23 protein-coding genes are annotated in these 21,267 nt (G+C 63.4%); 17 read left to right on the top strand and 6 right to left on the bottom strand.

Translation table 11 applies throughout. The annotated features are described in order from the left end of the window. Positions 1-148: 148 nt before the first annotated feature. Positions 149-1,711: a GTPase HflX gene (gene hflX, locus LN996_RS05290; RefSeq protein WP_231339168.1), complete on the top strand. Its 1,563-nt coding sequence runs from the start codon at positions 149-151 to the stop codon at positions 1,709-1,711. After that, the gene (locus LN996_RS05295) at positions 1,704-3,764 is read left to right on the top strand and encodes an ATP-dependent DNA helicase (RefSeq protein WP_231339169.1); all 2,061 of its coding nucleotides are present in this window, start codon (positions 1,704-1,706) and stop codon (positions 3,762-3,764) included. The genes hflX and LN996_RS05295 overlap by 8 nt, the downstream gene beginning before the upstream one ends. An 87-nt stretch (positions 3,765-3,851) precedes the next feature. Here the strand turns inward: LN996_RS05295 and lexA are convergent, their stop codons facing one another. Beyond that, entirely contained in the window at positions 3,852-4,595 is a 744-nt protein-coding gene (gene lexA / locus LN996_RS05300) for a transcriptional repressor LexA (RefSeq protein WP_231339170.1), read from the bottom strand. Between the two features lie 345 nt (positions 4,596-4,940). On the opposite strand from lexA, the gene LN996_RS05305 reads away from it, so the two are divergent. The 8 genes from LN996_RS05305 to LN996_RS05340 all read left to right on the top strand — a co-directional run bounded on the left by LN996_RS05305 (position 4,941) and on the right by LN996_RS05340 (position 11,144). Next, on the top strand, positions 4,941-5,300 hold the full coding sequence (locus LN996_RS05305; protein WP_231339171.1) for a LysM peptidoglycan-binding domain-containing protein: 360 nt from the start codon (positions 4,941-4,943) through the stop codon (positions 5,298-5,300). A gap of 78 nt (positions 5,301-5,378) precedes the next feature. Then, positions 5,379-6,497, top strand: coding sequence for a histidinol-phosphate transaminase (locus LN996_RS05310; protein ID WP_231339172.1), 1,119 nt, complete (start codon positions 5,379-5,381; stop codon positions 6,495-6,497). 46 nt (positions 6,498-6,543) lie between these two features. Then, positions 6,544-7,170 (top strand): imidazoleglycerol-phosphate dehydratase HisB, encoded by a 627-nt coding sequence (gene hisB / locus LN996_RS05315; RefSeq protein WP_089594411.1) that lies wholly within the window; start codon positions 6,544-6,546, stop codon positions 7,168-7,170. Continuing rightward, a complete protein-coding gene (gene hisH, locus LN996_RS05320) occupies positions 7,167-7,919 on the top strand; it encodes an imidazole glycerol phosphate synthase subunit HisH (protein ID WP_231339173.1) in 753 nt (250 codons plus the stop codon). Before hisB ends, hisH begins: the two co-directional genes overlap by 4 nt. Then, a complete protein-coding gene (locus LN996_RS05325; protein ID WP_231339174.1) occupies positions 7,920-8,078 on the top strand; it encodes a hypothetical protein in 159 nt (52 codons plus the stop codon). A gap of 47 nt (positions 8,079-8,125) precedes the next feature. Further along, positions 8,126-8,869 carry a bifunctional 1-(5-phosphoribosyl)-5-((5-phosphoribosylamino)methylideneamino)imidazole-4-carboxamide isomerase/phosphoribosylanthranilate isomerase PriA gene (priA, locus tag LN996_RS05330; protein WP_231339175.1) on the top strand — a complete coding sequence of 248 codons (744 nt, stop codon included), beginning with the start codon at positions 8,126-8,128 and terminating at the stop codon, positions 8,867-8,869. Beyond that, the gene (locus tag LN996_RS05335; protein WP_231339176.1) at positions 8,869-9,789 is read left to right on the top strand and encodes an SseB family protein; all 921 of its coding nucleotides are present in this window, start codon (positions 8,869-8,871) and stop codon (positions 9,787-9,789) included. The genes priA and LN996_RS05335 overlap by 1 nt, the downstream gene beginning before the upstream one ends. Positions 9,790-9,839: 50 nt before the next feature. Continuing rightward, positions 9,840-11,144 carry an MFS transporter gene (locus LN996_RS05340; protein ID WP_231339177.1) on the top strand — a complete coding sequence of 435 codons (1,305 nt, stop codon included), beginning with the start codon at positions 9,840-9,842 and terminating at the stop codon, positions 11,142-11,144. A 152-nt stretch (positions 11,145-11,296) separates the two neighbouring features. Here the strand turns inward: LN996_RS05340 and LN996_RS05345 are convergent, their stop codons facing one another. Beyond that, positions 11,297-11,695: a DUF1844 domain-containing protein gene (locus LN996_RS05345; protein ID WP_231339178.1), complete on the bottom strand. Its 399-nt coding sequence runs from the start codon at positions 11,693-11,695 to the stop codon at positions 11,297-11,299. 411 nt (positions 11,696-12,106) lie between these two features. On the opposite strand from LN996_RS05345, the gene infC reads away from it, so the two are divergent. The 5 genes from infC to LN996_RS05370 all read left to right on the top strand — a co-directional run bounded on the left by infC (position 12,107) and on the right by LN996_RS05370 (position 16,325). After that, a complete protein-coding gene (infC, locus tag LN996_RS05350; RefSeq protein WP_374202212.1) occupies positions 12,107-13,357 on the top strand; it encodes a translation initiation factor IF-3 in 1,251 nt (416 codons plus the stop codon). 14 nt (positions 13,358-13,371) lie between these two features. Beyond that, positions 13,372-13,566 (top strand): 50S ribosomal protein L35, encoded by a 195-nt coding sequence (gene rpmI, locus LN996_RS05355; RefSeq protein ID WP_011774324.1) that lies wholly within the window; start codon positions 13,372-13,374, stop codon positions 13,564-13,566. Between the two features lie 119 nt (positions 13,567-13,685). Continuing rightward, positions 13,686-14,360, top strand: a complete 675-nt coding sequence (gene rplT, locus LN996_RS05360; RefSeq protein WP_026547339.1) for a 50S ribosomal protein L20 — start codon at positions 13,686-13,688, stop codon at positions 14,358-14,360. A 26-nt stretch (positions 14,361-14,386) separates the two neighbouring features. Beyond that, positions 14,387-15,298 (top strand): RNA methyltransferase, encoded by a 912-nt coding sequence (locus LN996_RS05365; RefSeq protein WP_231339180.1) that lies wholly within the window; start codon positions 14,387-14,389, stop codon positions 15,296-15,298. A gap of 100 nt (positions 15,299-15,398) precedes the next feature. Next, entirely contained in the window at positions 15,399-16,325 is a 927-nt protein-coding gene (locus LN996_RS05370; protein ID WP_231339181.1) for a cation diffusion facilitator family transporter, read from the top strand. 94 nt (positions 16,326-16,419) lie between these two features. On the opposite strand, the gene LN996_RS05375 is transcribed toward LN996_RS05370, so the two are convergent. Continuing rightward, positions 16,420-17,628, bottom strand: a complete 1,209-nt coding sequence (locus tag LN996_RS05375) for an MFS transporter (RefSeq protein ID WP_231339182.1) — start codon at positions 17,626-17,628, stop codon at positions 16,420-16,422. 136 nt (positions 17,629-17,764) lie between these two features. Here LN996_RS05375 and LN996_RS05380 point away from each other — a divergent pair, with 136 nt between their 5' ends. After that, positions 17,765-18,199, top strand: coding sequence for a (deoxy)nucleoside triphosphate pyrophosphohydrolase (locus LN996_RS05380; protein ID WP_308102699.1), 435 nt, complete (start codon positions 17,765-17,767; stop codon positions 18,197-18,199). 75 nt (positions 18,200-18,274) lie between these two features. Here LN996_RS05380 and LN996_RS05385 read toward each other — a convergent pair whose 3' ends face one another. Next, entirely contained in the window at positions 18,275-19,366 is a 1,092-nt protein-coding gene (locus LN996_RS05385) for an Rv2578c family radical SAM protein (RefSeq protein WP_231339183.1), read from the bottom strand. Between the two features lie 92 nt (positions 19,367-19,458). On the opposite strand from LN996_RS05385, the gene pcp reads away from it, so the two are divergent. After that, complete coding sequence (gene pcp / locus LN996_RS05390) at positions 19,459-20,100, top strand: pyroglutamyl-peptidase I (RefSeq protein WP_231339184.1); 642 nt, start codon at positions 19,459-19,461, stop codon at positions 20,098-20,100. On the opposite strand, the gene LN996_RS05395 is transcribed toward pcp, so the two are convergent. Both LN996_RS05395 and LN996_RS05400 read right to left on the bottom strand, forming a co-directional pair. Then, the gene (locus LN996_RS05395; RefSeq protein ID WP_231339185.1) at positions 20,097-20,726 is read right to left on the bottom strand and encodes an SIMPL domain-containing protein; all 630 of its coding nucleotides are present in this window, start codon (positions 20,724-20,726) and stop codon (positions 20,097-20,099) included. The two genes, pcp and LN996_RS05395, sit on opposite strands and share 4 nt — an antisense overlap. Further along, positions 20,723-21,172, bottom strand: a complete 450-nt coding sequence (locus LN996_RS05400; RefSeq protein WP_231339186.1) for a hypothetical protein — start codon at positions 21,170-21,172, stop codon at positions 20,723-20,725. Before LN996_RS05400 ends, LN996_RS05395 begins: the two co-directional genes overlap by 4 nt. Positions 21,173-21,267: the final 95 nt, after the last annotated feature.

Consider the following 21,267-nt stretch of genomic DNA (forward strand, 5'->3'; position numbering starts at 1 on the left):
CCGGAACACAGCAACCGCTGCCCATGCCACGGGTGGCCGTTCAGCACAGGAGGCCCTTTTGCCCCAAGCCCGTCAGCCCAGCGCGAATAGCGCCCCATTGAGCAACAAACAGCACTATTCTGGAATTGCCGAACAGTCTAAGGAGACCATGACCACCCAGAAGCACTCCGGATCCGATTCCGACGCCCAGGACATGAGTCCTGAACAAATCCAGGCCGTCATCGACCGGATACTTTCCAAGGATGTACCTGCGCCGTCATCCGATGACAACGAAGCCAATGGTGTGTTCGGCAAGGCGCAGGCGATTTCGACGCTTGACCAGGAACACAGCATTTACGACGGCGACCAGGAAGACCTGGCTGAACGCCGCGCACTGCGCCGCACCGCAGGTCTGTCCACTGAACTCGAAGACGTCACCGAGGTCGAATACCGGCAGCTGCGCCTTGAGCGCGTTGTCCTCGCCGGACTGTGGACCGAAGGCACCCTGGCCGATGCCGAGAATTCGCTTCGCGAACTTGCTGCGCTGGCAGAAACTGCCGGCTCCGAGGTCCTTGACGGTTTGGTCCAGCGCCGCACGAAGCCGGACCCGGGCACCTTCCTGGGATCGGGCAAGGCCCAGGAGCTCAAGGACATCGTTGCCGCCACCGGTGCGGACACCGTAGTGGTGGACACTGAGCTGGCACCGTCCCAGCGCCGCGGCCTTGAAGACATTGTCAAGGTCAAGGTCGTGGACAGGACCACCCTGATCCTGGACATCTTCGCCCAGCATGCCAAGAGCCGGGAAGGCAAGGCCCAGGTTGAGCTTGCACAGCTCGAATATCTGCTCCCGCGCCTCCGTGGCTGGGGCGACTCCATGTCCCGCCAGGCCGGTGGCCAAGTGGGTGGAGCCGGCGCAGGCATGGGCTCGCGTGGTCCTGGTGAAACAAAGATCGAACTGGACCGGCGTCGCATTCGCACGCGGATGGCCAAACTGCGTCGGGAAATCGCCGCGATGAAGCCGGCCCGCGAGACCAAGCGTGCCAACCGTCGTCGCAATGCTGTTCCTTCTGTCGCTATCGCCGGTTATACCAACGCCGGCAAGTCGTCGCTCCTGAACCGCTTGACCGACGCCGGTGTCCTGGTGGAAAACGCCCTGTTCGCTACCTTGGATCCCACCGTTCGCAAAGCCCAGACTCCGGATGGCATTGGCTACACGCTGGCCGACACTGTTGGGTTCGTCCGGTCTCTGCCAACGCAGCTGATTGAGGCCTTCCGGTCGACGCTGGAGGAAGTTGCTGACGCGGATCTGATCCTGCATGTCGTGGATGCCTCGCACCCGGACCCAGAAGGTCAAATCGCTGCCGTACGGGCTGTTTTCACTGAAGTGGACGCCCGCAAGGTTCCTGAGATCATCGTCCTGAACAAAGTCGATGTGGCGGATCCTTTCGTCGTGGAGCGCCTCAAGCAGAAGGAGCCCCGCCATGCGGTGGTTTCCACTCGTACAGGCCAGGGCATCGCTGAGCTGTTGGAAGACATCAGCCAGTCCATTCCGCGGCCGGGCGTACGGCTTGAGCTGCTTATTCCCTACGACCGGGGAGACATGATCAGCAAGCTGCACAGTTCTGATTCGGAGATCCTGAACCTGGAGCATGAGGAAGACGGCACCCGCGTGGTGGTCATGGTCCGCGAGGGCCTGGCAGCCGAACTGGAGTCTTTCGTCAGCAATGGTTGAGAAGGTGGCGGCGGACGCCGTCGAATCGGTGGGAGAGAAAGCCACCCTCGAGCTGTTGGATCGTGCTGTCGCCGGCATGGGCGGTCAAAGCCGTGCCGGCCAGCACGAAATGGCCAAACATGTCACCCGGGCGATTGAAACCGGGGAGCACCTGCTGGTCCAGGCAGGAACGGGAACAGGTAAGTCTTTGGCGTACCTGATTCCGTTGATCGCGCATTCCATGGACAGCAACAAACCGACGCTCGTGTCCACCGCCACCTTGGCACTGCAAACCCAGATTGTTGGCCGGGACCTTCCCCGGCTGTTGGAGACCATCAGCCCTGCCCTTGAACGACCCGTCAACGTGGCGCTCGTGAAGGGCAGGGCCAACTACGTCTGCCGCCAGAAGCTGGAAGGTGGGTTCCCCAGCGAAGAGCCGTCCGAGGGGCAGCTGTTTTCCTTAGGCGAGGACACCAGCGTGCCGCACTTCGCGGCATCCATGGGCGGACCGCAGTCACAGCTCGGCAAGGAAGTGGTCCGCCTTCGCGAGTGGGCCGAAAAGACGACCACCGGCGACCGTGACGAACTGATGCCCGGCGTCACGGACCGTGCCTGGCGGCAAGTCTCTGTGACCTCCATGGAGTGCCTCGGCGCGCAGAAGTGTCCGGTGGCTGAAGAGTGCTTCAGTGAGTTGGCGCGGTCCCGCGCGGGTGAGGCCGACGTCGTCGTCACCAACCACGCCATGCTTGCCGTCAGCGCCTTTGAAGGGCTGGCTGTGTTGCCTGAGTATGACGTCGTGGTGGTGGACGAAGCACACGAGCTGCAGGATCGCGTGACCGGCGCGGTCTCGGGCCAGTTGTCTGTGGCCATGGTTCATGCCGCGGCCTCAAGCGCACGCAAGCACACCGCCATCACGGTGGATGCCGTCAACGCTGCGGCGGAGCGCCTGGACATGGCCATCGCAGGGGTGCCCAACGGGTTGCTGGCCAGTGGGCTCAACGACGAACAGCTTGACTGCCTTGACCAGTTACGCGATGCGACCCGCGCGGCGCTCTCAGATTCCAAGACCGACTCTTCCAACGCGGTCGACGGCGGCAGGCAGCTCGCTCGCTCACGGCTCATGCTCATTCTTGAATTGTGCGAGCGGATGCTGGCCGCCAAGGAGAACCGGGAAGTGGTCTGGTTTTCCCGCAACAGCACCTTCGACCCCCAACAGGGTTACTCGCAGCCTGACGAAACGGCACCGGCACTGATCAACATCGCGCCACTCAGCGTCGCGGGACGGCTGCGCGAAGGCCTCTTCGCGGGCCACACCGTGGTGCTCACCTCCGCCACGCTGGCGATTGGCTCTGCCTTCGAACCGGCGGCTGGAGGTCTGGGCCTCATCGGCGACGGCGCCCCGAGCTGGACCGGGATTGATGTTGGATCGCCCTTTGATTACCCCAAACAGGGGGTGCTGTATGTTGCGAAGCACTTGCCCAAGCCGGGGCGTGGGACCTCGCCCGAGGCTCTCGATGAGCTCGAAGACCTCATCCGGGCATCCGGCGGGGGAGCGCTTTGTCTCTTCTCTTCGCGGCGAGCTGCCGAAGAAGCCGCCGACGCCATGCGGCTGCGCCTTGACATGGACATTCTCTGCCAGGGCGAATCCACCATGGCTGCCCTTGTGAAGCAATTCGCAGATGAGCCGGACACTTGCCTGTTTGGCACCATGTCACTCTGGCAGGGCGTCGACGTGCCGGGTGGTTCGTGCCGCCTGGTGGTGATTGACCGCATTCCCTTCCCGCGCCCCGACGATCCCCTGATGACTGCCCGCTCCCGGGCAGTCGCCCAGTCGGGCGGGAATGGCTTCATGGCCGTGTCAGCAACGCATGCCGCCATCCGCTTGGCACAAGGCGCTGGGCGCCTTATCCGTTCAACGGGAGACAAGGGAGTCGTGGCCGTGCTTGACTCACGGCTGTCGACGGAACGCTACGGCGGTTTTCTGAGGGCTGCGCTTCCGCCGTTCTGGGCGACGACGGACAGGGCGGTTGTGCGCGGCGTGCTGGAACGCCTGGGCTCCGCCAAGGCCTCCTAGGTCCAACAATGCCTCGTGGGGCCAACAAAGCCTCCTGGGTGCGGCAAAAGCCGCCCAGGAGGCTTGGGGTACCTACCTAGTGGGCACCTACAGGGAACGCAGAACAGAGACAACCTTGCCCATGATGGTGGCTTGGTCGCCAAGGATTGGCTCGTATTGGGTGTTCTGGGGCAGCAACCACGTGTGGCCATCGCGCTGACGGAACGTCTTGACGGTAGCCTCGTCATCCAGCAGTGCGGCCACGATGTCGCCGTTGATGGCGTCGTTCTGGCGGCGCACAACAACCCAGTCACCGTCGCAGATGGCGGCATCAATCATTGAGTCGCCTGCCACCTTCAGCATGAACAGTTCGCCGTGGCCCACAAGTTGCCTGGGAAGGGGCAAGACGTCTTCCACTGCCTGGTCAGCCAGGATGGGGCCGCCTGCAGCGATCCGGCCCACCAGGGGAACCATGGCAGTATCGCTGGCGCTGGCCAGCTCCGTGACGGCAAGGCCACCCGCGCTGCGCAGCGTCGCAGGGGCTTCGACGCCGGGAATTGGTCCGCCATCCAACGTCAACGGCATCAGGACTTCCATGGCACGGGGACGCTTGGGGTCCCTGCGCAGATAGCCGAGCTTCTCGAGCTGGGAAAGCTGATGCGTGACACTCGACAAACTTGCCAGGCCGACGGTGTCACCGATCTCACGCATGCTTGGCGGATACCCATTGTCATTCACCGAGCGTTGGATGGTCTCCAGAATTTTTTTCTGCCGGACAGTCAGGCTCTTGGGACTCTTTTGAGGCTGTTGGCTCCGCAGGGGTGCCCCGCCGCCTGTGGCTTTCGCTGCCATGTTCGCCAGTGCCTTTCCATTCGCCCCGGAACGATCCAGGGGTGTCGGGTCTGCAAAAAATGTCAGACCCTCCTGTTCCACTGAAACAGTGCTGTTTCTTCACTCAAACGTAGGGCAGGCACAGGCGTTTATCAAACATTTGTTCTAGCGAGTCTCGACACCGTTCGTTGATAAGTGCTAAAAATGTCATAGCAAGGTTCGAATATGTGTTCTATAAACCCGAACCGGATGACGGATGTTCGAACAGAGTGTTCGAACATCCGGGATCGGGGGAGGGGAACACAAAGAATTGGCAGCCATGTACCGGAATCCGGCGCAAGGCAATAGCTCAGAAGGGCTCAGCTCATGTCCGCAATCACTACGTTCGCTGATTTCCGCACTACCCAGGCGCCGACGCGCCTGCGTCTTACCCGCCGGGGTCGGATGGTCTTCTTTGGCATCCCCGCAATGCTGCTGGTGGCTGCGCTGCTGAGCCTGGCCGGTTTCATTACGTCCCCTGCCAAGGCCTCGGACTCGCAGGCGCAGCTCCAGCCGCCGGTCGCGGTGACCGTGACGGTCCAGCCCGGGCAGTCGCTGTGGGGTATCGCCGGCGCAGCTGCTCCGGAGCGCGATCCCAGGGATGTCATCTCCGAGATCATTCAGCTCAACGACCTCCATGGTGGCCGGATCCAGCCCGGGCAGCGTTTGTTCGTCCCGGCAAGCTAGCGCGTTCCACCGTGGCTGGATCCGGTGGCGCGGCGTCACAGTTACTCGGCAGTCCCGGTAGCCCCTTAAACTGTCTTGGTGAGTGACCAGCTTGAGCGACTAGACCGACTACCCCTCCGGACCAACCTGCGTGGACTGAGCCCCTATGGCGCACCGCAGCTTGACGTTCCTATCCTGCTCAATGTCAACGAGAACACTCATGGCGTTCCCGCGGACGTCCAGGCGGCCATCACGGAAGCCGTTGCCGCCGCGGCCACGGGGCTGAACCGCTACCCGGACCGGGAGTTCACTGAACTGCGCGAGTCCTTGGCCGAATACCTTGGCCACGATCTCACCCCGGACAACATTTGGGCCGCCAATGGTTCAAATGAGGTCCTGCAGCAGATCCTCCAAGCATTCGGCGGACCCGGTCGGAAGGCACTCGGATTCCCGCCCACGTATTCGATGTACCCCCTGCTGGCCAGTGGCACGGATACCGAATACGTACGCGGAGTCCGGGCAGAGGATTACGGCTTGGATGCGGCGTCGGCGGCAGCGCAGGTTCGTGAAACAGGAGCCAACATTGTGTTCCTGTGCTCGCCCAACAACCCCACCGGAACAGGCCTGGGCCTGGAAGTTGTTGAGGCCGTTTACGAGGCCGGGGAAGCCAGCCAGGCCATCGTGATCGTCGACGAGGCCTATCACGAGTTCGCCCACGACAACACGCCAAGTGCCCTGACCTTGCTGCCCGGGCGCGAGCGCCTGATCGTTTCCCGCACCATGAGCAAGGCCTTCGCCCTCGCGGGCGCCCGGCTGGGCTATATGGCCGCAGCACCCGAGGTTACAGACGCCATCAGGTTGGTCCGCCTCCCGTATCACCTGTCGGCTGTTACTCAGGCAACTGCCCTGGCGGCCCTCAACCACCGCGAGGCCCTCATGGCCGACGTCGAGGACATCAAGGTCCAACGCGACCGCATCGTGACCGAACTCCTGCGCATGGGTCTCAAGCCTTCAGCCTCAGACTCCAACTATGTGTTCTTCGGCGGGCTCGAGAACCCGCACGCCATCTGGCAAGGCCTGCTTGACGCGGGTGTGCTGGTTCGCGACGTCGGCATTCCCGGACACTTGCGGGTCACCGCAGGGACCGAGCCGGAAACCACGGCCTTCCTTGAGGCGCTGGAAGCGCTGCTGGACGGCCAGCCGCCACAGCGCGCCTAAACTTGTCCATAGACCCAACCCACTCTTCGTGTATAAGGACGTCCCAATGAGCGAAACCGGCGCCACGCCGTCCGCTGCCCGCACCGCGCGCATGGAGCGCACCACCAGTGAATCCTCCGTCCTGGTGGAGATCAACCTGGACGGGTCCGGTGTCTCGGACATCAGCACCTCTGTGCCTTTCTATGACCACATGTTGACCGCGCTGTGCAAGCACTCGTTGATTGACATGACCGTCAAGGCCACTGGCGATACCCACATCGATGCCCACCACACGGTGGAAGACGTGGCCATTACGTTCGGCGAAGTCCTGCGCACTGCTTTGGGCAACAAGGCCGGCATTCGCCGCTTTGGCGAAGCTACGGTTCCCTTGGATGAGGCCCTGGCCCACGCCGTCGTGGATGTTTCCGGTCGGCCCTACCTGGTGCACGGCGGCGAGCCCGCGGGCCAGGAATACCACCTCATTGGTGGCCACTTCACTGGGTCTTTGACGCGCCACGTTTTTGAAGCCATCACCTTGCACGCCGGAATCTGCCTGCACATGAACGTGCTGGCGGGCCGCGATCCGCACCACATTGTGGAAGCACAGTTCAAGGCTTTTGCGCGGGCACTCCGTGCAGCGGTGGAATCCGACCCCCGGGTCGAGGGCATCCCCTCCACAAAGGGGGCACTGTGAGCGGCCAGGTCCTCAAGGACGGCGCGGTGGCCGACACCATCGCTTCGGTGAGGCCCGAGTCGCCGGAAGGCAAGCCAACTGTCACCGTGCTCGATTACGGTTCGGGCAATGTTCGGTCCGCTGTCCGGGCACTTGAGCGTGCCGGTGCCCACGTAGTGCTGAGTTCCAAGCCGGAAGACGTCCTCAACGCCGACGGACTCGTCGTTCCCGGGGTGGGCGCGTTCGAGACCGTCATGAAGGAACTTAAGGCCGTGGATGCGATCCGCATGATCGGTCGCCGGGTGGCCGGCGGGCGCCCTGTGCTGGCCATCTGTGTCGGCTTGCAGGTCCTTTTCGAGGCCGGGGTTGAGCACGGCACTGAATCTGAAGGCATGGCAGAGTGGCCAGGCAAAGTGGAGTTGCTGCCTGCTCCGGTTGTCCCGCACATGGGTTGGAACACCGTGGACGTTCCCGAAGGTTCCAAGCTTTTCGCCGGGGTGGAGCAGGAGCGCTTCTATTTTGTGCACTCCTACGGTGTCCAGGAATGGAACTTCGATGTTGTGCAGCCCCGCATGGCCCCGCCCCAGGTGACGTGGTCCGAGCACGGTGCACGCTTCATTGCTGCAGTCGAAAACGGCCCGCTGTGCGCAACGCAGTTCCACCCCGAGAAATCAGGGGACGCCGGGGCGCGGCTGCTGCGGAACTGGGTGGACGGGCTGAAAAAGTCCGGCACGCCAGGTGTGGCAGCATCCGGAAGCGGTGCCGCCTAGATGTGGTCTGTTGTCCTCATGGGCCTCGCCGGTGTGCTGGTGGGTGGCGGCATTTCCTTCCATCAGCAGAAGAAGCCCCGCTGGGTTTCCATCTCCTTCTACGTGCTGGCGGGCATGTCCCTGCTGGCCGCCTATCTCTTGACGCTGCCCGGTACCTGAACCGGTCACTCGAATAACCGCGCCACCCTCGAACTCCAAGGACCCACATGACCACCTCCTCCCAGTCCGTTCTGGAACTCCTGCCCGCCGTCGATATTGTTGATGGCCAGGCAGTCCGCCTCCTGCAAGGAGAAGCCGGCTCGGAAACCAGCTATGGAACACCGCTGGAAGCAGCGCTGAACTGGCAGAACGCAGGCGCCGAATGGGTTCATATGGTGGACCTTGACGCCGCTTTCGGTCGTGGCAACAATGCCGACCTCATCAGTGAGGTTGTCTCACAGTTGAACGTGAAGGTGGAACTGTCCGGCGGTTTGCGCGATGACGAATCACTGGAGCGTGCCCTGGACCTTGGCGTTGCACGCGTGAATCTCGGCACGGCAGCGTTGGAGAACCCCGAATGGACCCGCAGGGCCATCGACCGCTTCGGTGACAAGATCGCCGTTGGTCTTGATGTCCGCGGTACTACGCTCGCCGGTCGTGGCTGGACGAAGGAAGGCGGGGACCTCTGGGAGGTCCTGGCCCGCCTTGAGGATGCCGGCTGCGCCCGCTACGTCGTCACTGACGTCACTAAGGACGGCACCTTGCAGGGACCGAACGTGGAACTGCTGCGCCAGATGGTGGAGAAGACCGGAAAGCCTGTTGTGGCCTCGGGGGGAATTTCAAGCCTTGAGGATCTCCGGGTCCTGCGTGAACTTGTCCCAATGGGCGTGGAGGGCGCGATCGTGGGCAAGGCTCTTTATGCCGGTGCCTTCACCCTGCCCGAAGCCCTGGACGTTGCCGGTCGCCGCTGATGTCCCACGACGCCGGACACCCGCACGGAAGCCACGGCCACTATGGCGCCGGCAGCCGGAACCTGCCGGGCCACATCGCCGCAGCGTTGGCCGGTGCCGGGGGAGCGACTGACTCTGCCGGGCAACCGTGGGCAGGCCGGAGCCTGACGGGAGACGACGCAAAGATCCATAACTTCGAGGACGACGACGGGACGGCGGACGCCGGTTACCTCGCCGCCATTGCCGGGCTGGTCAACGGGACCGGAGGCGAGGCCGAAGTAGTAGCCTCACTCGCCACGGCGCGGGTTTTTGTTCCGGTTGTCGCCCAGCTCGCCGAGGAAGCCGACGGCGTTGACGGACTGCATGCTGACAAGCAGGCCGATATGGCTTTGGTCACACTCACGGCGCCCGACGGCCGTAAGGCCATGCCTGTCTTCACCTCGGCCGCAGCCCTCGAAGCGTGGCACAGCGATGCCCGTCCCGTGGCCGTTTACGCGGCCCGTGCGGCCCTTTCAGCTGTCTCCGAAGGCGCGCAGTTGTTGGTTCTGGATCCCGGCTCGGACTTCACCTTCGTGGTTCGTCGCCCGGCAATGTGGGCACTCGCCCAACAGCGGGACTGGACGCCGTCATACCTTGATGATCAACTGGAGGCTGCTCTCGCTTCCACGGTGTCAGCCTTCCGGACTGTCCGTCGGCTGGAGACCCAACCGGGCGCCGGCGTTGCGTCCTTGACGGCTGACGGCCGCACGGTCTCCGGTGGTGGGTCTGGCCCGGAGCTGCGGGTGGTGCTCTTCCTCGAAGACGGACTGGATGCCGTGGCTGTGCAATCGTTGGTTGGCCAACTCAACGAGGCGTGGGCTCGGATGGATTCCTTCGCTGAAGGCGTTGACTCCATTGAAGTTAAATTGCAGCGTGCGGCGCAGGAGCCTGGGCAGCACTAACGGCAGTTCCGGTTCCCCGGTCTGCCCCGGGGGAACAAGAGGATTTGCCAGTGAACTTCGCTCTCTACAAAGAGATGCTGTCCATCCGCCCTGTCAGGCGCCTGTTGGTGGTGGGCATGATCGCGCGCATCCCGCATTCCGCGGCGGGCGTGCTCCTGACGTTGCACATCGTTCTAACCCTGGGCCAGGGCTACGCCGCCGCTGGTGCAGCGGCAGCTGTGATGACGATCGGCATCGCCCTGGGCGCGCCATGGCGTGGTCGACGAGTGGACACGGTAGGCCTGAGGAAGGCCCTGATCCCGTCGGTCGTCTCTGAAACCGTGATCTGGTCCATCGTTCCGCACGTCTCGTATGAGTGGCTGCTGCCGCTGGTCTTCGTCGGCGGGCTCTTCACCTTGCCGATCTTCAGTGTTGTGCGTCAGTCGTTGGGTGTCATGGTGGAGGGGGAGCAGCGGCGTTCGGCGTTCGCCCTCGATTCCATCGCAACGGAACTTGTGTTCATGATTGGCCCGGCTGTTGGTGCGATCGTTGCCACCAGCGGTTTCTCTGCGATCGGCCTGACAGCGGTGGGCATTTCGGTCTCCGTGGCGGGGCTGTTCCTGATGTGGTTCAACCCGCCCACGCGAAGTGACGTGGCCTGCACGCCGCAAGAGTCCGCTGAGCGGGCTGCGGCAGACCTGGTTGCGGCTGAAGCGGCGATGGTGGCTTCCGCGCCGGCCCATGTCCAGGAGGCGGCCTCGGAGATGGCCTCGAATACCTCGCGCGGTTCAGCGCTCCGTGACCGCGTCGCGAGGAATTTCACCTGGTTCACAGTATCCGTGGCCGCATTGTTCGCGGTGGCCGCGGGATCGGGCATGGTGCTCAGTGGGTCGGACGTGAGCATCGTTGGGCTGCTGGAGCGTGGTGGGCACGAGAATGAAATTGGCATCGTGTTCTTCTTCTGGTGTGCCGCGTCCGTGGTGGGCGGACTCATCTACGGATCCATGAAGCGTTCGATTTCGCCCATGCTGTTGCTGTTGGGCATGGCCGCACTGACTATTCCCATGGGCTTCGCACAAGATACCTGGACCTTGGCTTTCCTGTCGCTTCTGCCGGGCCTGTTGTGCGCACCCGTCTTGTCCGCATCGTCGGAGAAGGTTGCCGACCTCGTGGACGAGGAACGCCGAGGCGAAGCCATGGGCTGGTATGGCTCGGCCCTGACGGCCGGCGTCGCGCTGGGCGCCCCCTTGGCAGGTGTTTTCATCGACGCCGTGGGTCCTTCCGCTGGCTTCGCGGCCATCGGCTCAGCTGGCGTCGTCCTCTGTATCGCGGGCCTGGTACTTACGTCCATGCGTCGACGGGCCGCCCGCGTCTGACTCGGCAAACTGGTGGAAAACACGACGGGGGGGGGGGGGGGGGGGGGGGGGGGGGGGGGGGGGGGGGGGGGGGGGGGGTGGGGTGGTGGGGGGGGGGGGGCGCGGTGGGGGCCCCCCCCCCCCCCGTCGTTTGATTCTTTCGGCAGTTGGCGCTAGTTCACCGGACCGGTGAACTTTTCGCCCGGGCCCTTGCCTGGTGCATCCGGAATGAGCGAGGCTTCGCGGAAGGCGAGCTGCAGTGAGCGGAGGCCGTCGCGCAATGGACCGGCGTGCTGGGAGCCGATTTCCGGGGCGGCAGCGGAGACCAGGCCGGCGAGGGCCGTGATCAACTTGCGGGCTTCGTCGAGGTCTTTGAGGTCCTCGGCGTTGGGATCATCCGCCAGGCCTACCTTGACGGCAGCAGCACTCATCAGGTGAACGGCGCCGGTGGTGATGACTTCCACGGCGGGAACTTCAGCGATGTCGCGGATCTGCTGGGAAACCCCCGTGTCGGCGGCAGGATCGGCGTCTTCGCTGTAGGAGTTGCGGGAATTGCTGTCTTCAGTGCTCATACTGGTAAGCTTGTCACAGACCGACTGGAAGTCGTTATTCACAGTGATCAATCACAGTGAACATCAGCAGTAATGCTCCCGCCGCGTGCAATGTGCGCTTGGCGGGTTGTTTCTGTAGAATTGTCTTTCAGTTTGCAAGCGGAGTTCTCTCCCACCCGCGTCAGCCGTTTCCCTTCAGGGACGTGATCCCTTTCGGGACAAGAGGTTGCCGGGTACCTGGTCGGACACTTGGGTGGCACAGCCACGCAGAGTGCGTACTTCCCGCAAGGGGAGTCAGCCGACCGTTGAGGCCTTCGATTGCACCAGCAATTGGGGGCCTTCTCTATTTGCCGGTGAAATTACCACAACCACAGGAGCTTTAACATTAGCGAGCCAAGAATCAATGAGCGTATCCGCGTCCCCGAGGTGCGGTTGGTCGGCCCTGCCGGCGAACAGGTAGGAATTGTCCGCATCGAGGACGCACTGCGTCTTGCTGCCGAATCCGATCTCGATCTCGTTGAAGTTGCCCCGCAGGCTAAGCCTCCTGTTTGCAAGTTGATGGACTTCGGCAAGTACAAGTACGAAGCCGCAGTCAAGGCCCGCGAAGCCCGCAAGAACCAGACCAACACGGTTCTGAAGGAAATTCGCTTCCGCCTCAAGATCGACAAGCACGACTACGAAACCAAGCGCGGCCACGCACTTCGCTTCCTCGGTGCCGGTGACAAGGTCAAAGCCATGATCCAGTTCCGCGGCCGTGAGCAGCAGCGTCCCGAAATGGGCATCCGCCTGCTCCAGAAGTTTGCTGAAGACGTTGCCGAGGTTGGCATCGTCGAGTCCAGCCCGCGCATCGATGGCCGCAACATGGTCATGGTGATCGGTCCTTTGAAGAACAAGGCTGAAGCGAAGGCTGAAGCCCGCCGTGCGGCCCAGCGTGCCGAAGCCAAGGCCCAGAATGAAGCCAAGGCATCGGGACGGGTGGACACCACTGGTGACCAGGCTCCCTTGACGCAGACCCTGGGTGACCTTCTTCCGGCCGGCCTGCTGGCTGGCGAAGAAGAGACCAAGCAGGAAACTGTGGAGGCCCCCGAGGTTGAAGCAGCCGTGGCTGATGAAGCTCCGGTTGTTGAAGAAACCCCGGCAGCTGAAGAGGAAGCGGCGGTCGAAGAGGCTGCTGTTGCAGAAGAAGCTCCGGCGCCTGTCGTCGAAGAAGCTCCTGTTGTCGAAGAAGCGCCCGTAGTCAAGGAAGCCCCGGCTCCCAAGGCTGCACCGGCCAAGGCCGCTGAGGTCCCGGCTGCTCCCAAGGCTGCACCGGTCAAGGCTGCTGAGGCTCCGGTTGCCAAGGCTGCCCCGGCCGAGACTCCGAAGCCTGTGGTTCCGGCAACTCCGAAGCCCGCAGTTCCTGCGGCTCCGAGGCCCGTAGCCAAGCCGGCAGCTCCCAAGCCGGCAGCCCGGCCCGGGGGGGCCCCCGCCCCCCCGCGCCCCGGCCGGCCCCCCGCCCCCCAAGGAAGAGCCCCCCCGGCGCCCCCCCCCCCCCCCCCCCCCCCCCCCCCCCGAAGCCTGCATCACGCAAGACCAACTAGTTCAACGCCGCGGAGGCCCCGCCTCCACCGGCAAGCAACCAGCACGCCGGCCCTCGTAGGCCGGCTGCGCGAAAGAATCGCGGACTCGTCCGTGGATACGTAAGGAGATCGGTTCCCATGCCGAAGATGAAGACCCACAGCGGTGCTAAGAAGCGCTTCAAGCTGACCGGTACCGGCAAGCTGAAGCGTCAGCAGGCCAACCGCCGTCACTACCTGGAGCACAAGTCCTCCAGGCTGACCCGTCGCCTCGCCGGCGACAAGCTCGTCTTCAAGGGCGATGCCAAGGTCATCAAGAAGATGCTCGGCGTCTAAGTTCCAAGTTCTTTGGTTGCTGCCATCCGGCAGTGGCCGACTACACCAAAAGCCTTCTCAGGCCGGCCGGGTTCCCGGCAGTAGCAGCTTGGGATAAAGATTTCTGAAGGAGTACGCACGTGGCACGTGTGAAGCGGGCGGTAAACGCCCACAAGAAGCGCCGGGTTGTCCTCGAACGCGCCAAGGGTTACCGCGGTCAGCGTTCGCGCCTGTACCGCAAGGCCAAAGAGCAGCTGCTGCACTCGTTTGTGTACAGCTACGGCGACCGCCGCAAGAAGAAGGGCGACTTCCGTCGCCTCTGGATCCAGCGAATCAACGCTGCATCCCGCGCCAACGGCCTCACCTACAACCGTCTGATCCAGGGCCTGAAGGCCGCTGAGGTTGAGGTTGACCGCCGCATGCTGGCAGAGCTGGCTGTCTCTGACGCCAACGCTTTCGCCGCTCTGGTGAACGTTGCCAAGGCTGCACTCCCGGCTGACACGTCCGCTCCGGCCGCCAAGGCTGAGGCTGCTCCGAAGGCTGCAAAGGTTGCTCCGGCAGCCGCTACGGCAACGGCTGTCAAGGCTGTCGTTTCCGAGAAGCCGGCAATCGACGGCGCAGTTGCTGCCGATGGCGACGAGGCTCCGGAAGGCTACGCCATCAAGGGCAACGCCGAGTCCAAGAAGTACCACGTTCCGGGTTCCACCTGGTACAACACCACCGCTGCTGAATACTGGTTCTCCACCGTTGAGGCTGCAAAGGCTGCCGGTTTCGAGCCGGCCGGCGGCGAAGCCCGCCAGCAGATCAAGAACTAGTCGCAACTGCCACTAAAGTTCTTTATATGAACGAAACCGGGCGCCCGCAAGACTTTCCGATGACCAACCCCCGAGCTGATCGGGTGAGGGACGTCGCCAAGCTTGCCGGGCGCCCGGCGCGTTTAAAGCGCGGACGCTTCCTGGCGGAGGGTCCGCAGGCGGTGCGCGAGGCGTTGAGCCTGCACCGTGAGCGCACCGCGGCGGGTGGTCCCGCCGTCGTGCATGAAGTCTTTGCCAGCGAAGCTTGCCTTGACCGTCTTCCCGAACTTGCCGACCTCGCGCAGGGAACGCCGCTCCGTCTGGCCAGCGACGAAGTGCTGGCCGCCATGGCGGACACGGTCAATCCGCAGGGGATTGTGGCCGTGTGCAGTTTTGTGGACGTGAGCCTGGAGTCAGTGCTCGACGCCGCTCCGCGCTTGATCGCGGTCATGTGCCAGGTGCGGGACCCCGGCAACGCCGGCACCGTCCTGCGCGCAGCTGACGCTGCCGGAGCCGATGCCGTGGTCTTGACCGGCTCGAGCGTAGACATCTACAACCCGAAGGCAGTTCGTTCGACCGCTGGGTCCCTCTTCCACCTCCCGGTAGTACTTGGTGCCGACGTTGAGGACTTGGTGGAGCGCTGCAGGCAGCGCGGTATCGGCGTTCTGGCCGCGGACGGTTATGGGACGGTCAACCTGGACAGGCTCCAGGACGAGAATGCTGCCCGTAGGCTCGGGAATGATTCCGTGGCCTCTGAGTACGCGCTGGAGGCGCCCACAGTGTGGCTGTTCGGCAATGAGGCCCAGGGGTTGTCCGACGCCGAACTGTCACTTGCTGATCATCGTGTCGCTGTTCCGGTCTACGGAGCGGCTGAGAGCCTGAATCTGGGCACGGCGGCCACTGTGTGCCTCTACGCCAGTGCCCGTTCCCAGCAGGGCGCCAGAGTGGGGAATGCGTAAACAGCGCGCCGCCGGGTACGGTATTGCTTGCAAGATCAGACGATGACGACTCTTCTTGGCCCATTCCATACTTTCCCAAACCCGAAGAGGTGAAGCTTTCGTGGCTGCAGGTGGCGGTACCAAAGCGATTGTGGCGGCCCTCGCCGCGAATTTGACCATCGCTGTATTGAAGTTCATTGCATTCTTCCTGACGGCGTCATCGTCCATGCTTGCTGAAGCCATCCACTCGGTGGCCGACTCCGGCAACCAGATCCTGCTGCTGGTAGGCGGCAAACGCGCCAAGCGCGCCGCCAGCCCGGAGCACCCGTTCGGCTATGGCCGCGAGCGGTATATCTACGCGTTCATCGTCTCGATCGTGCTTTTCAGCGTTGGTGGCCTGTTCGCGCTGTACGAGGCCTGGGAAAAGTTCCAGCACCCGCACGGCATTGAAGGTGCCTTCTGGTGGGTCCCCCTGGCGGTCCTGGTCGGCGCCATTATTGCCGAGTCCTTCTCGTTCCGCACGGCGATCATCGAGTCGAACCATGTCCGTGGCCAGCAGTCATGGGTAAAGTTCATCCGTAACGCCAAGCAGCCCGAACTTCCGGTGATCCTCCTGGAAGACTTTGGTGCGCTCCTCGGCCTGGTGTTCGCCCTCTTCGGCGTCAGCATGACTCTTATCACCGGCGACGGCATGTGGGATGCCCTCGGCACCGCCATGATCGGCCTCCTGCTGGTTGCCATCGCTGTGGTTCTTGCCCTGGAAACCAAGTCGTTGCTGCTGGGGGAGTCCGCCACCAAGGAGGATGTCCAGAGCATCACCACCGCCTTGGAGGCCGACGGCACCCGGATCATCCACCTCAAGACCCTGCACCTTGGGCCGGAGGAGCTGCTGGTGGCTGCGAAGATCTCAATGGAGGCTTCCGAAACGGGCGAGGAGATCGCCAAGGGAATCGACGACGCCGAGCAGAGGATCCGGGTAGCTGTTCCGATAGCGCGGGTCATCTACCTCGAACCGGACATCGAACGGGTCCAGGCCCCGCAGGTTTAGGCTGACCGCTTTACAGAGTTAAACGCAGATGGGCTCCGCTTTCGCGGAGCCCATCTGCGTTAACAATTGGTTCGAGCCGCTGCTGATGTCCTTATCAGGTGGCAAGTGGTCGTTTGCGTTCCAGCAGGCCGCTCAACAGGGCCACTCCAAGGCCCAGGATGGCCAGCACCGCGCCCACGAGGGCAGGAGCCACGTAACCCCAGCCCCAGGCGATGACAGTGCCACCCAGGAAGGCGCCGAGGGCGTTGGCGATGTTCAGGGCTGAGTGGTTCAGTGAAGACGCGAGGGAGGCGGCACCCGGGGCAGCGTCCAAGAGGCGGGTTTGCAACGCAGGGGTCAGCATCGAACCGACTCCTCCAACAACGAAGGCCATGATGAAAGCCGCCCAGGCCCAATGCGCAGCTATGGCGTAGACCACCAGGGCGACGGCGATTCCCGGCATGACCCAGTAGATGGTGCCCATGACGGATCTGTCGGCGATGCGCCCGCCGATGATGTTGCCCACCACCATGCCGAGTCCGTAGAGGGCCACCACTGCAGGGATGAGGCTTTCGGGAATACCCGCCACGGACGTCATGGTGTGGGCGATGTAGGTGTAGACGGCAAAGAACCCGCCGAATCCGATGATGCCGATCAGCAAGGCAAGCCATACCTGAAGACGCTTAAGCGCTCCGAGTTCCCGCCGGATGCTGGCATCGGGGTGGGCCGCTTGGAAGGGAACGAACTTCCACACCATGGCAACGGTCAGCAGCCCGATGGCGCCGACAATGATGAAGAGCAGCCGCCACCCGAATGTCTGCCCAACCCAGGTGGCCAAGGGCACGCCAATGACGTTGGAGACGGTCAGTCCTGCCATCACCATGGAGATCGCCCAACCCCGCTTGGTTGGGGCCACAAGGCCGGCCGCGATCACGGCTGCTACCCCGAAGAAGGCTCCGTGCGGAAGGCCCGATGCGAAGCGGGAGAGCAGCATGAAGCCGTAGTCGGGGGCGATGAAGGATGTCAGGTTGGCCAGCGAGAGGAACAGCATGAGACCCAACGCAAGGTGCTTCTTGGGGAGCTTCGCCCCGAAAGCGGCGAAGATCGGCGCGCCGATGACCACGCCGAGGGCGTAGGCCGAGATGAGGTTTCCGGCCTCGGGAGTGCTGATGCCGAGCCCGTCCTCGATTTCCTTCAGCAGCCCCATCATGGCGAACTCGGTGGTACCAATGGCAAACCCACCCATGGCCAATGCCAGGATGGCCAGGCCAAGGTGGCGCTTTCCTGTTGTGGCGGTGGCGGGTGGGGACACGGTGGTAGTCATAAGCCTGCTTCTTGAGGGTGCCTTGTGAGCTTGGGGAATGCGGAGAAAAATCCGATAACAAGTTTAGTCCCGCGGCTCGTCATTGGCGTCGCAGTGTGACGATGCCCATCATTCCGGGCGCCAATAGACTGGTCCGGTGACTGCATTGATAAATGTCGTTGGCGCTGCTGTCGTCGACTCCCTTGAAGCCCCCACTCGCCTTTTGGCTGCGCGCCGCTCAGCACCGCCCCAATTTGCCGGTATGTGGGAATTCCCTGGCGGCAAGGTGGAAGCCGGGGAGACTGCGGAGGCGGCCCTGCACCGCGAACTCGCAGAAGAACTGGGTATAGAAGTTCGGCTGGGGCCTGAGTTGGAGTCTGGCCACCCGGGCGGGTGGGTCCTTAACGACCGTGCAGCCATGCGTGTTTGGTTCGCCGAAACCACCGCTGGCGAGCCCGCTCCGTTGGAAGATCACGACGAACTGCGGTGGGTCTCAGTATTGGACAGTGATGAAGCTCTCAGGCTTCCCTGGATTCCGGCGGACTTCCCGATTGTCCGGGCTTTGTTGGAACGGGTAGTCGCGCCCGCCTAAGAGCGGAGCAGGCAAGTGCTGCCCTGTCTTGTCCGGGTTCGTCTTGTCCGGGTCGACTCTGCGCGGCCGCGGCCCTCAGAAGAGCGGCTGCTGTCCAGGCAGGGGAGCACTGCCGACCGCAGGGGTGGCTGCGGATGCCTGGGCAGGGCGGGCATTGCGGTGGCTGAATCCTGAGGTCCTGGTGTAGCCGTACTTCGCTTTGAAGTGACTGATACGGCTGGTCAGCCAGGTGCTGTATTCCTTGGAGACGTAGGAGCCTTGGCCGTAGAGGCGGCGGTACTTGCCCACGAGTTCGGGGTGCTGGGTTGCCAGCCACTGCATGTACCACTCCCGCGTCCCTGGCTTGAGGTACAGTGCGCCGGCCGTGACGCCCGTAGCGCCGGCTTTCGCAAGTTCGCTGAACAACGAATCAAGGGCCTCATCCGAGTCTGTCAGCCACGGCAGGATGGGCATCGCCATGACGCCGCAGCCGAGGCCGGCATCCCGGAGCCGGGAGATGAGTTTGAGCCGGGCCCTCGGAGAAGGGGTGCCGGGTTCGACCAGTTCGGCAAGCTCCTCATTGGTCATGGCCAGCGAGATTCCGAGGTCCACAGGGACCATGGTCGCAGCGTGCTTGAGCAGGGGAATGTCCCGGGCCAGAAGGGTCCCCTTGGTCAGGATGGAGAACGGGGTGCCGGAATCGGCCAGTGCCTGGATGATTCCGGGCATGAGCGCGTAGCGGCCCTCGGCCCGTTGGTACGGGTCTGTATTGGTTCCCAGCGCCACCTGATGCCGTTCCCAGGACGGTTTGGCAAGTTCCTTGCGGAGCACTTCGGCTGCGTTGATCTTGACCACCACTTGCGAGTCGAAGTCCCGCCCGGCGTCGAACTCCAAGTACGTGTGGCTCTTGCGGGCGAAGCAGTAGACGCAGGCATGGCTGCATCCGCGGTACGGATTTACGGTCCATTCGAAAGGCATGGTGGAGCCCGAAGGCACCTTGTTGAGCACTGACTTTGCGGTGACCTCATGGAAGGTGACTCCGGAGAATTCGGGTGTCGAGATGGAACGCACAAGCCCGGACAGCGGCAACAGGGCGTCCACGGCCGGGGCAGGGCCGGGAGCCGGATTGCTGCTGGTTCCGGACGCCGGTCCACGCGTTGGTGAAAGTGCTTGTGCGTCCCATCTCATGAACTCCATTCGAATGTATGTTCGAATGATTGTCAAGGACCCCATGGGAAGATTGCCGAAGCGTGCAGTCGGGCGTTGCTAAGGTTGGGCCCATGATCCTGCTGACTGGCTTTGAACCGTTCGGGAATGAGGACATCAATCCTTCCTGGCTCGCCGTGCGCCGTGCGCGGGACATCCTCAGGGCCGAAGGCCTCGACGTCGAAGCCCTGGAGTTGCCGTGCGTCTTTGGTGAGTCGGCCGCTACCCTTAGCCAGGCCATAGGCACCTTCAACCCGGACCTTGTGATCTGTGCAGGCTTGGCCGGCGGCCGTTCACGGATATCCCTGGAACGTGTGGCCATCAACATCGATGACGCGCGGATCCCCGACAACAAAGGCCGGAAACCTGTTGATGAGGAAGTGGTCCCCGGCGGCCCGGTAGCGTACTTCGCGACACTGCCCATTAAGGCTGCACTGCGGGACCTCCGGATCGCGGGAATCAAGGCCGAGGTCTCGCAGTCTGCCGGAACGTACGTGTGCAACCACATCTTCTACGCCTTGATGCATTTCCTCGCGTCACGGCCATCGGTTCGCGGCGGGTTCGTGCATGTTCCGTACCTGCCAGAGCAGGTGTCAACGGAAGGTGACACGCCATCCATGCCGTTGGAATCCATGGCGGAGGGTCTCGCCGTCGTCGTCCGGACAGCCCTACGGACCCAGGCTGACGCTAAATTGAGTGCCGGCGCCATCCACTAGAGAAGTTCCCATTCCACCGTGACGCTGGCCGATACGGAGGACTCTCCTGCCTCAACGGGCAGGGCTTCAGCGGAGAAGGACGCCCTGACCATCCCGCCCAGGGGGATGGGGGTGCCATGCACAGGCTCCTGGGAAATGGACTTCACCTGCCCCAACCGCGCAGAGGCCAGTGATGCGTACTGTTCGGCACGCGCAAGGGCGTCCTGCCACGCCCCTTCCTGCGCCTGGGCCGTGACCTGCGTTGCATCGGCGAAGCCTTGCTCGATGCTGTTGATCCTGATGTCGTCTCCACCGGCCGCAACTGCGGCCGCTATAGCCGCTGGAGCATCCGCATGCGAACGAATTCCCACGTGCAGGGTGGTCGAGGCCACATAGGCCGTCACCTTTTGGCCCTGCCCTTCCACCCAGACCAGATCGGCGCGCAGGTTCAGGCCGCTGGTCCTCAGGTCGACGTCGGTGACGCCTGCCAATCGCAGACTGGCAGCGACAGCGCCGGCCGCCTTTCCGGCGTCGTCGTAGGCTTTCGCTGCTGTGTCCCGGCGCGTCTCCACGCCGAGCATCAACGTGACCAGGTCCGGAACAGCCTTGGCGCTCGCAGTCCCGGTAACAGTGATGGTTCGTTTCATGAGGCCTCGATTCCGTTGCCGGCAGGTCGGTCCCGCCGATGGTGGTCAATGTCAATGTATCCGCCTGCCGCGAGCCCTGCCTGGCGCTCAAAGAAGTTGCCCGACGCCGGATTGCCGCTGCGGAGCATTGACCAGCCAGCGGCGACTCCATAGAGGGCAAGGAACGGCAAGCCCAGGCAGTACGCGTATTGGGTGCTGTGGCGTTCCTCGTGCCCCAGCAGTACAGCGTTGCTGCCAGCTACCCCGTGGGGTGCGCGGTAGATGACGACGTTCCCCAGCGTGAAAGCTCCTGCGTGGGGGAGTTTCCAGTCGTACCCGGCGGCGATCAGAAGTCCGCGGGGCCCTCGGGACACCGTAGTCCGGGCGGCGGTGGCGACACCGAGCCCCAGCAGCGTGGACAGGTTCAGGACGTTTGCGACCTGCCGTAGGCGTTGCGCGGGAGTCATGAAGCAATGCTAGACCCCTCGCCTATGGCACGGCGCGGGCGGCGAGGATACGCTGATCGGGCACCCGCCGGTGCAGGGGAATGAATATGGGGGAA

The organism is Arthrobacter sp. AK01 (genome assembly GCF_021109375.1).
GTDB lineage: Bacteria > Actinomycetota > Actinomycetes > Actinomycetales > Micrococcaceae > Arthrobacter.

Bases quoted from the DNA above. Each gene is read 5' to 3' on its own strand.
- hflX (WP_231339168.1), top strand. From the start codon at position 149: ATGACCACCCAGAAGCACTCCGGATCCGATTCCGACGCCCAGGACATG.
- LN996_RS05295 (WP_231339169.1), top strand. From the start codon at position 1,704: ATGGTTGAGAAGGTGGCGGCGGACGCCGTCGAATCGGTGGGAGAGAAA.
- lexA (WP_231339170.1), bottom strand. From the start codon at position 4,595: ATGGCAGCGAAAGCCACAGGCGGCGGGGCACCCCTGCGGAGCCAACAG.
- LN996_RS05305 (WP_231339171.1), top strand. From the start codon at position 4,941: ATGTCCGCAATCACTACGTTCGCTGATTTCCGCACTACCCAGGCGCCG.
- hisB (WP_089594411.1), top strand. From the start codon at position 6,544: ATGAGCGAAACCGGCGCCACGCCGTCCGCTGCCCGCACCGCGCGCATG.
- LN996_RS05325 (WP_231339174.1), top strand. From the start codon at position 7,920: ATGTGGTCTGTTGTCCTCATGGGCCTCGCCGGTGTGCTGGTGGGTGGC.
- priA (WP_231339175.1), top strand. From the start codon at position 8,126: ATGACCACCTCCTCCCAGTCCGTTCTGGAACTCCTGCCCGCCGTCGAT.
- LN996_RS05335 (WP_231339176.1), top strand. From the start codon at position 8,869: ATGTCCCACGACGCCGGACACCCGCACGGAAGCCACGGCCACTATGGC.
- LN996_RS05345 (WP_231339178.1), bottom strand. From the start codon at position 11,695: ATGAGCACTGAAGACAGCAATTCCCGCAACTCCTACAGCGAAGACGCC.
- rpmI (WP_011774324.1), top strand. From the start codon at position 13,372: ATGCCGAAGATGAAGACCCACAGCGGTGCTAAGAAGCGCTTCAAGCTG.
- LN996_RS05365 (WP_231339180.1), top strand. From the start codon at position 14,387: ATGAACGAAACCGGGCGCCCGCAAGACTTTCCGATGACCAACCCCCGA.
- LN996_RS05375 (WP_231339182.1), bottom strand. From the start codon at position 17,628: ATGACTACCACCGTGTCCCCACCCGCCACCGCCACAACAGGAAAGCGC.
- LN996_RS05385 (WP_231339183.1), bottom strand. From the start codon at position 19,366: ATGAGATGGGACGCACAAGCACTTTCACCAACGCGTGGACCGGCGTCC.
- pcp (WP_231339184.1), top strand. From the start codon at position 19,459: ATGATCCTGCTGACTGGCTTTGAACCGTTCGGGAATGAGGACATCAAT.
- LN996_RS05395 (WP_231339185.1), bottom strand. From the start codon at position 20,726: ATGAAACGAACCATCACTGTTACCGGGACTGCGAGCGCCAAGGCTGTT.
- LN996_RS05400 (WP_231339186.1), bottom strand. From the start codon at position 21,172: ATGACTCCCGCGCAACGCCTACGGCAGGTCGCAAACGTCCTGAACCTG.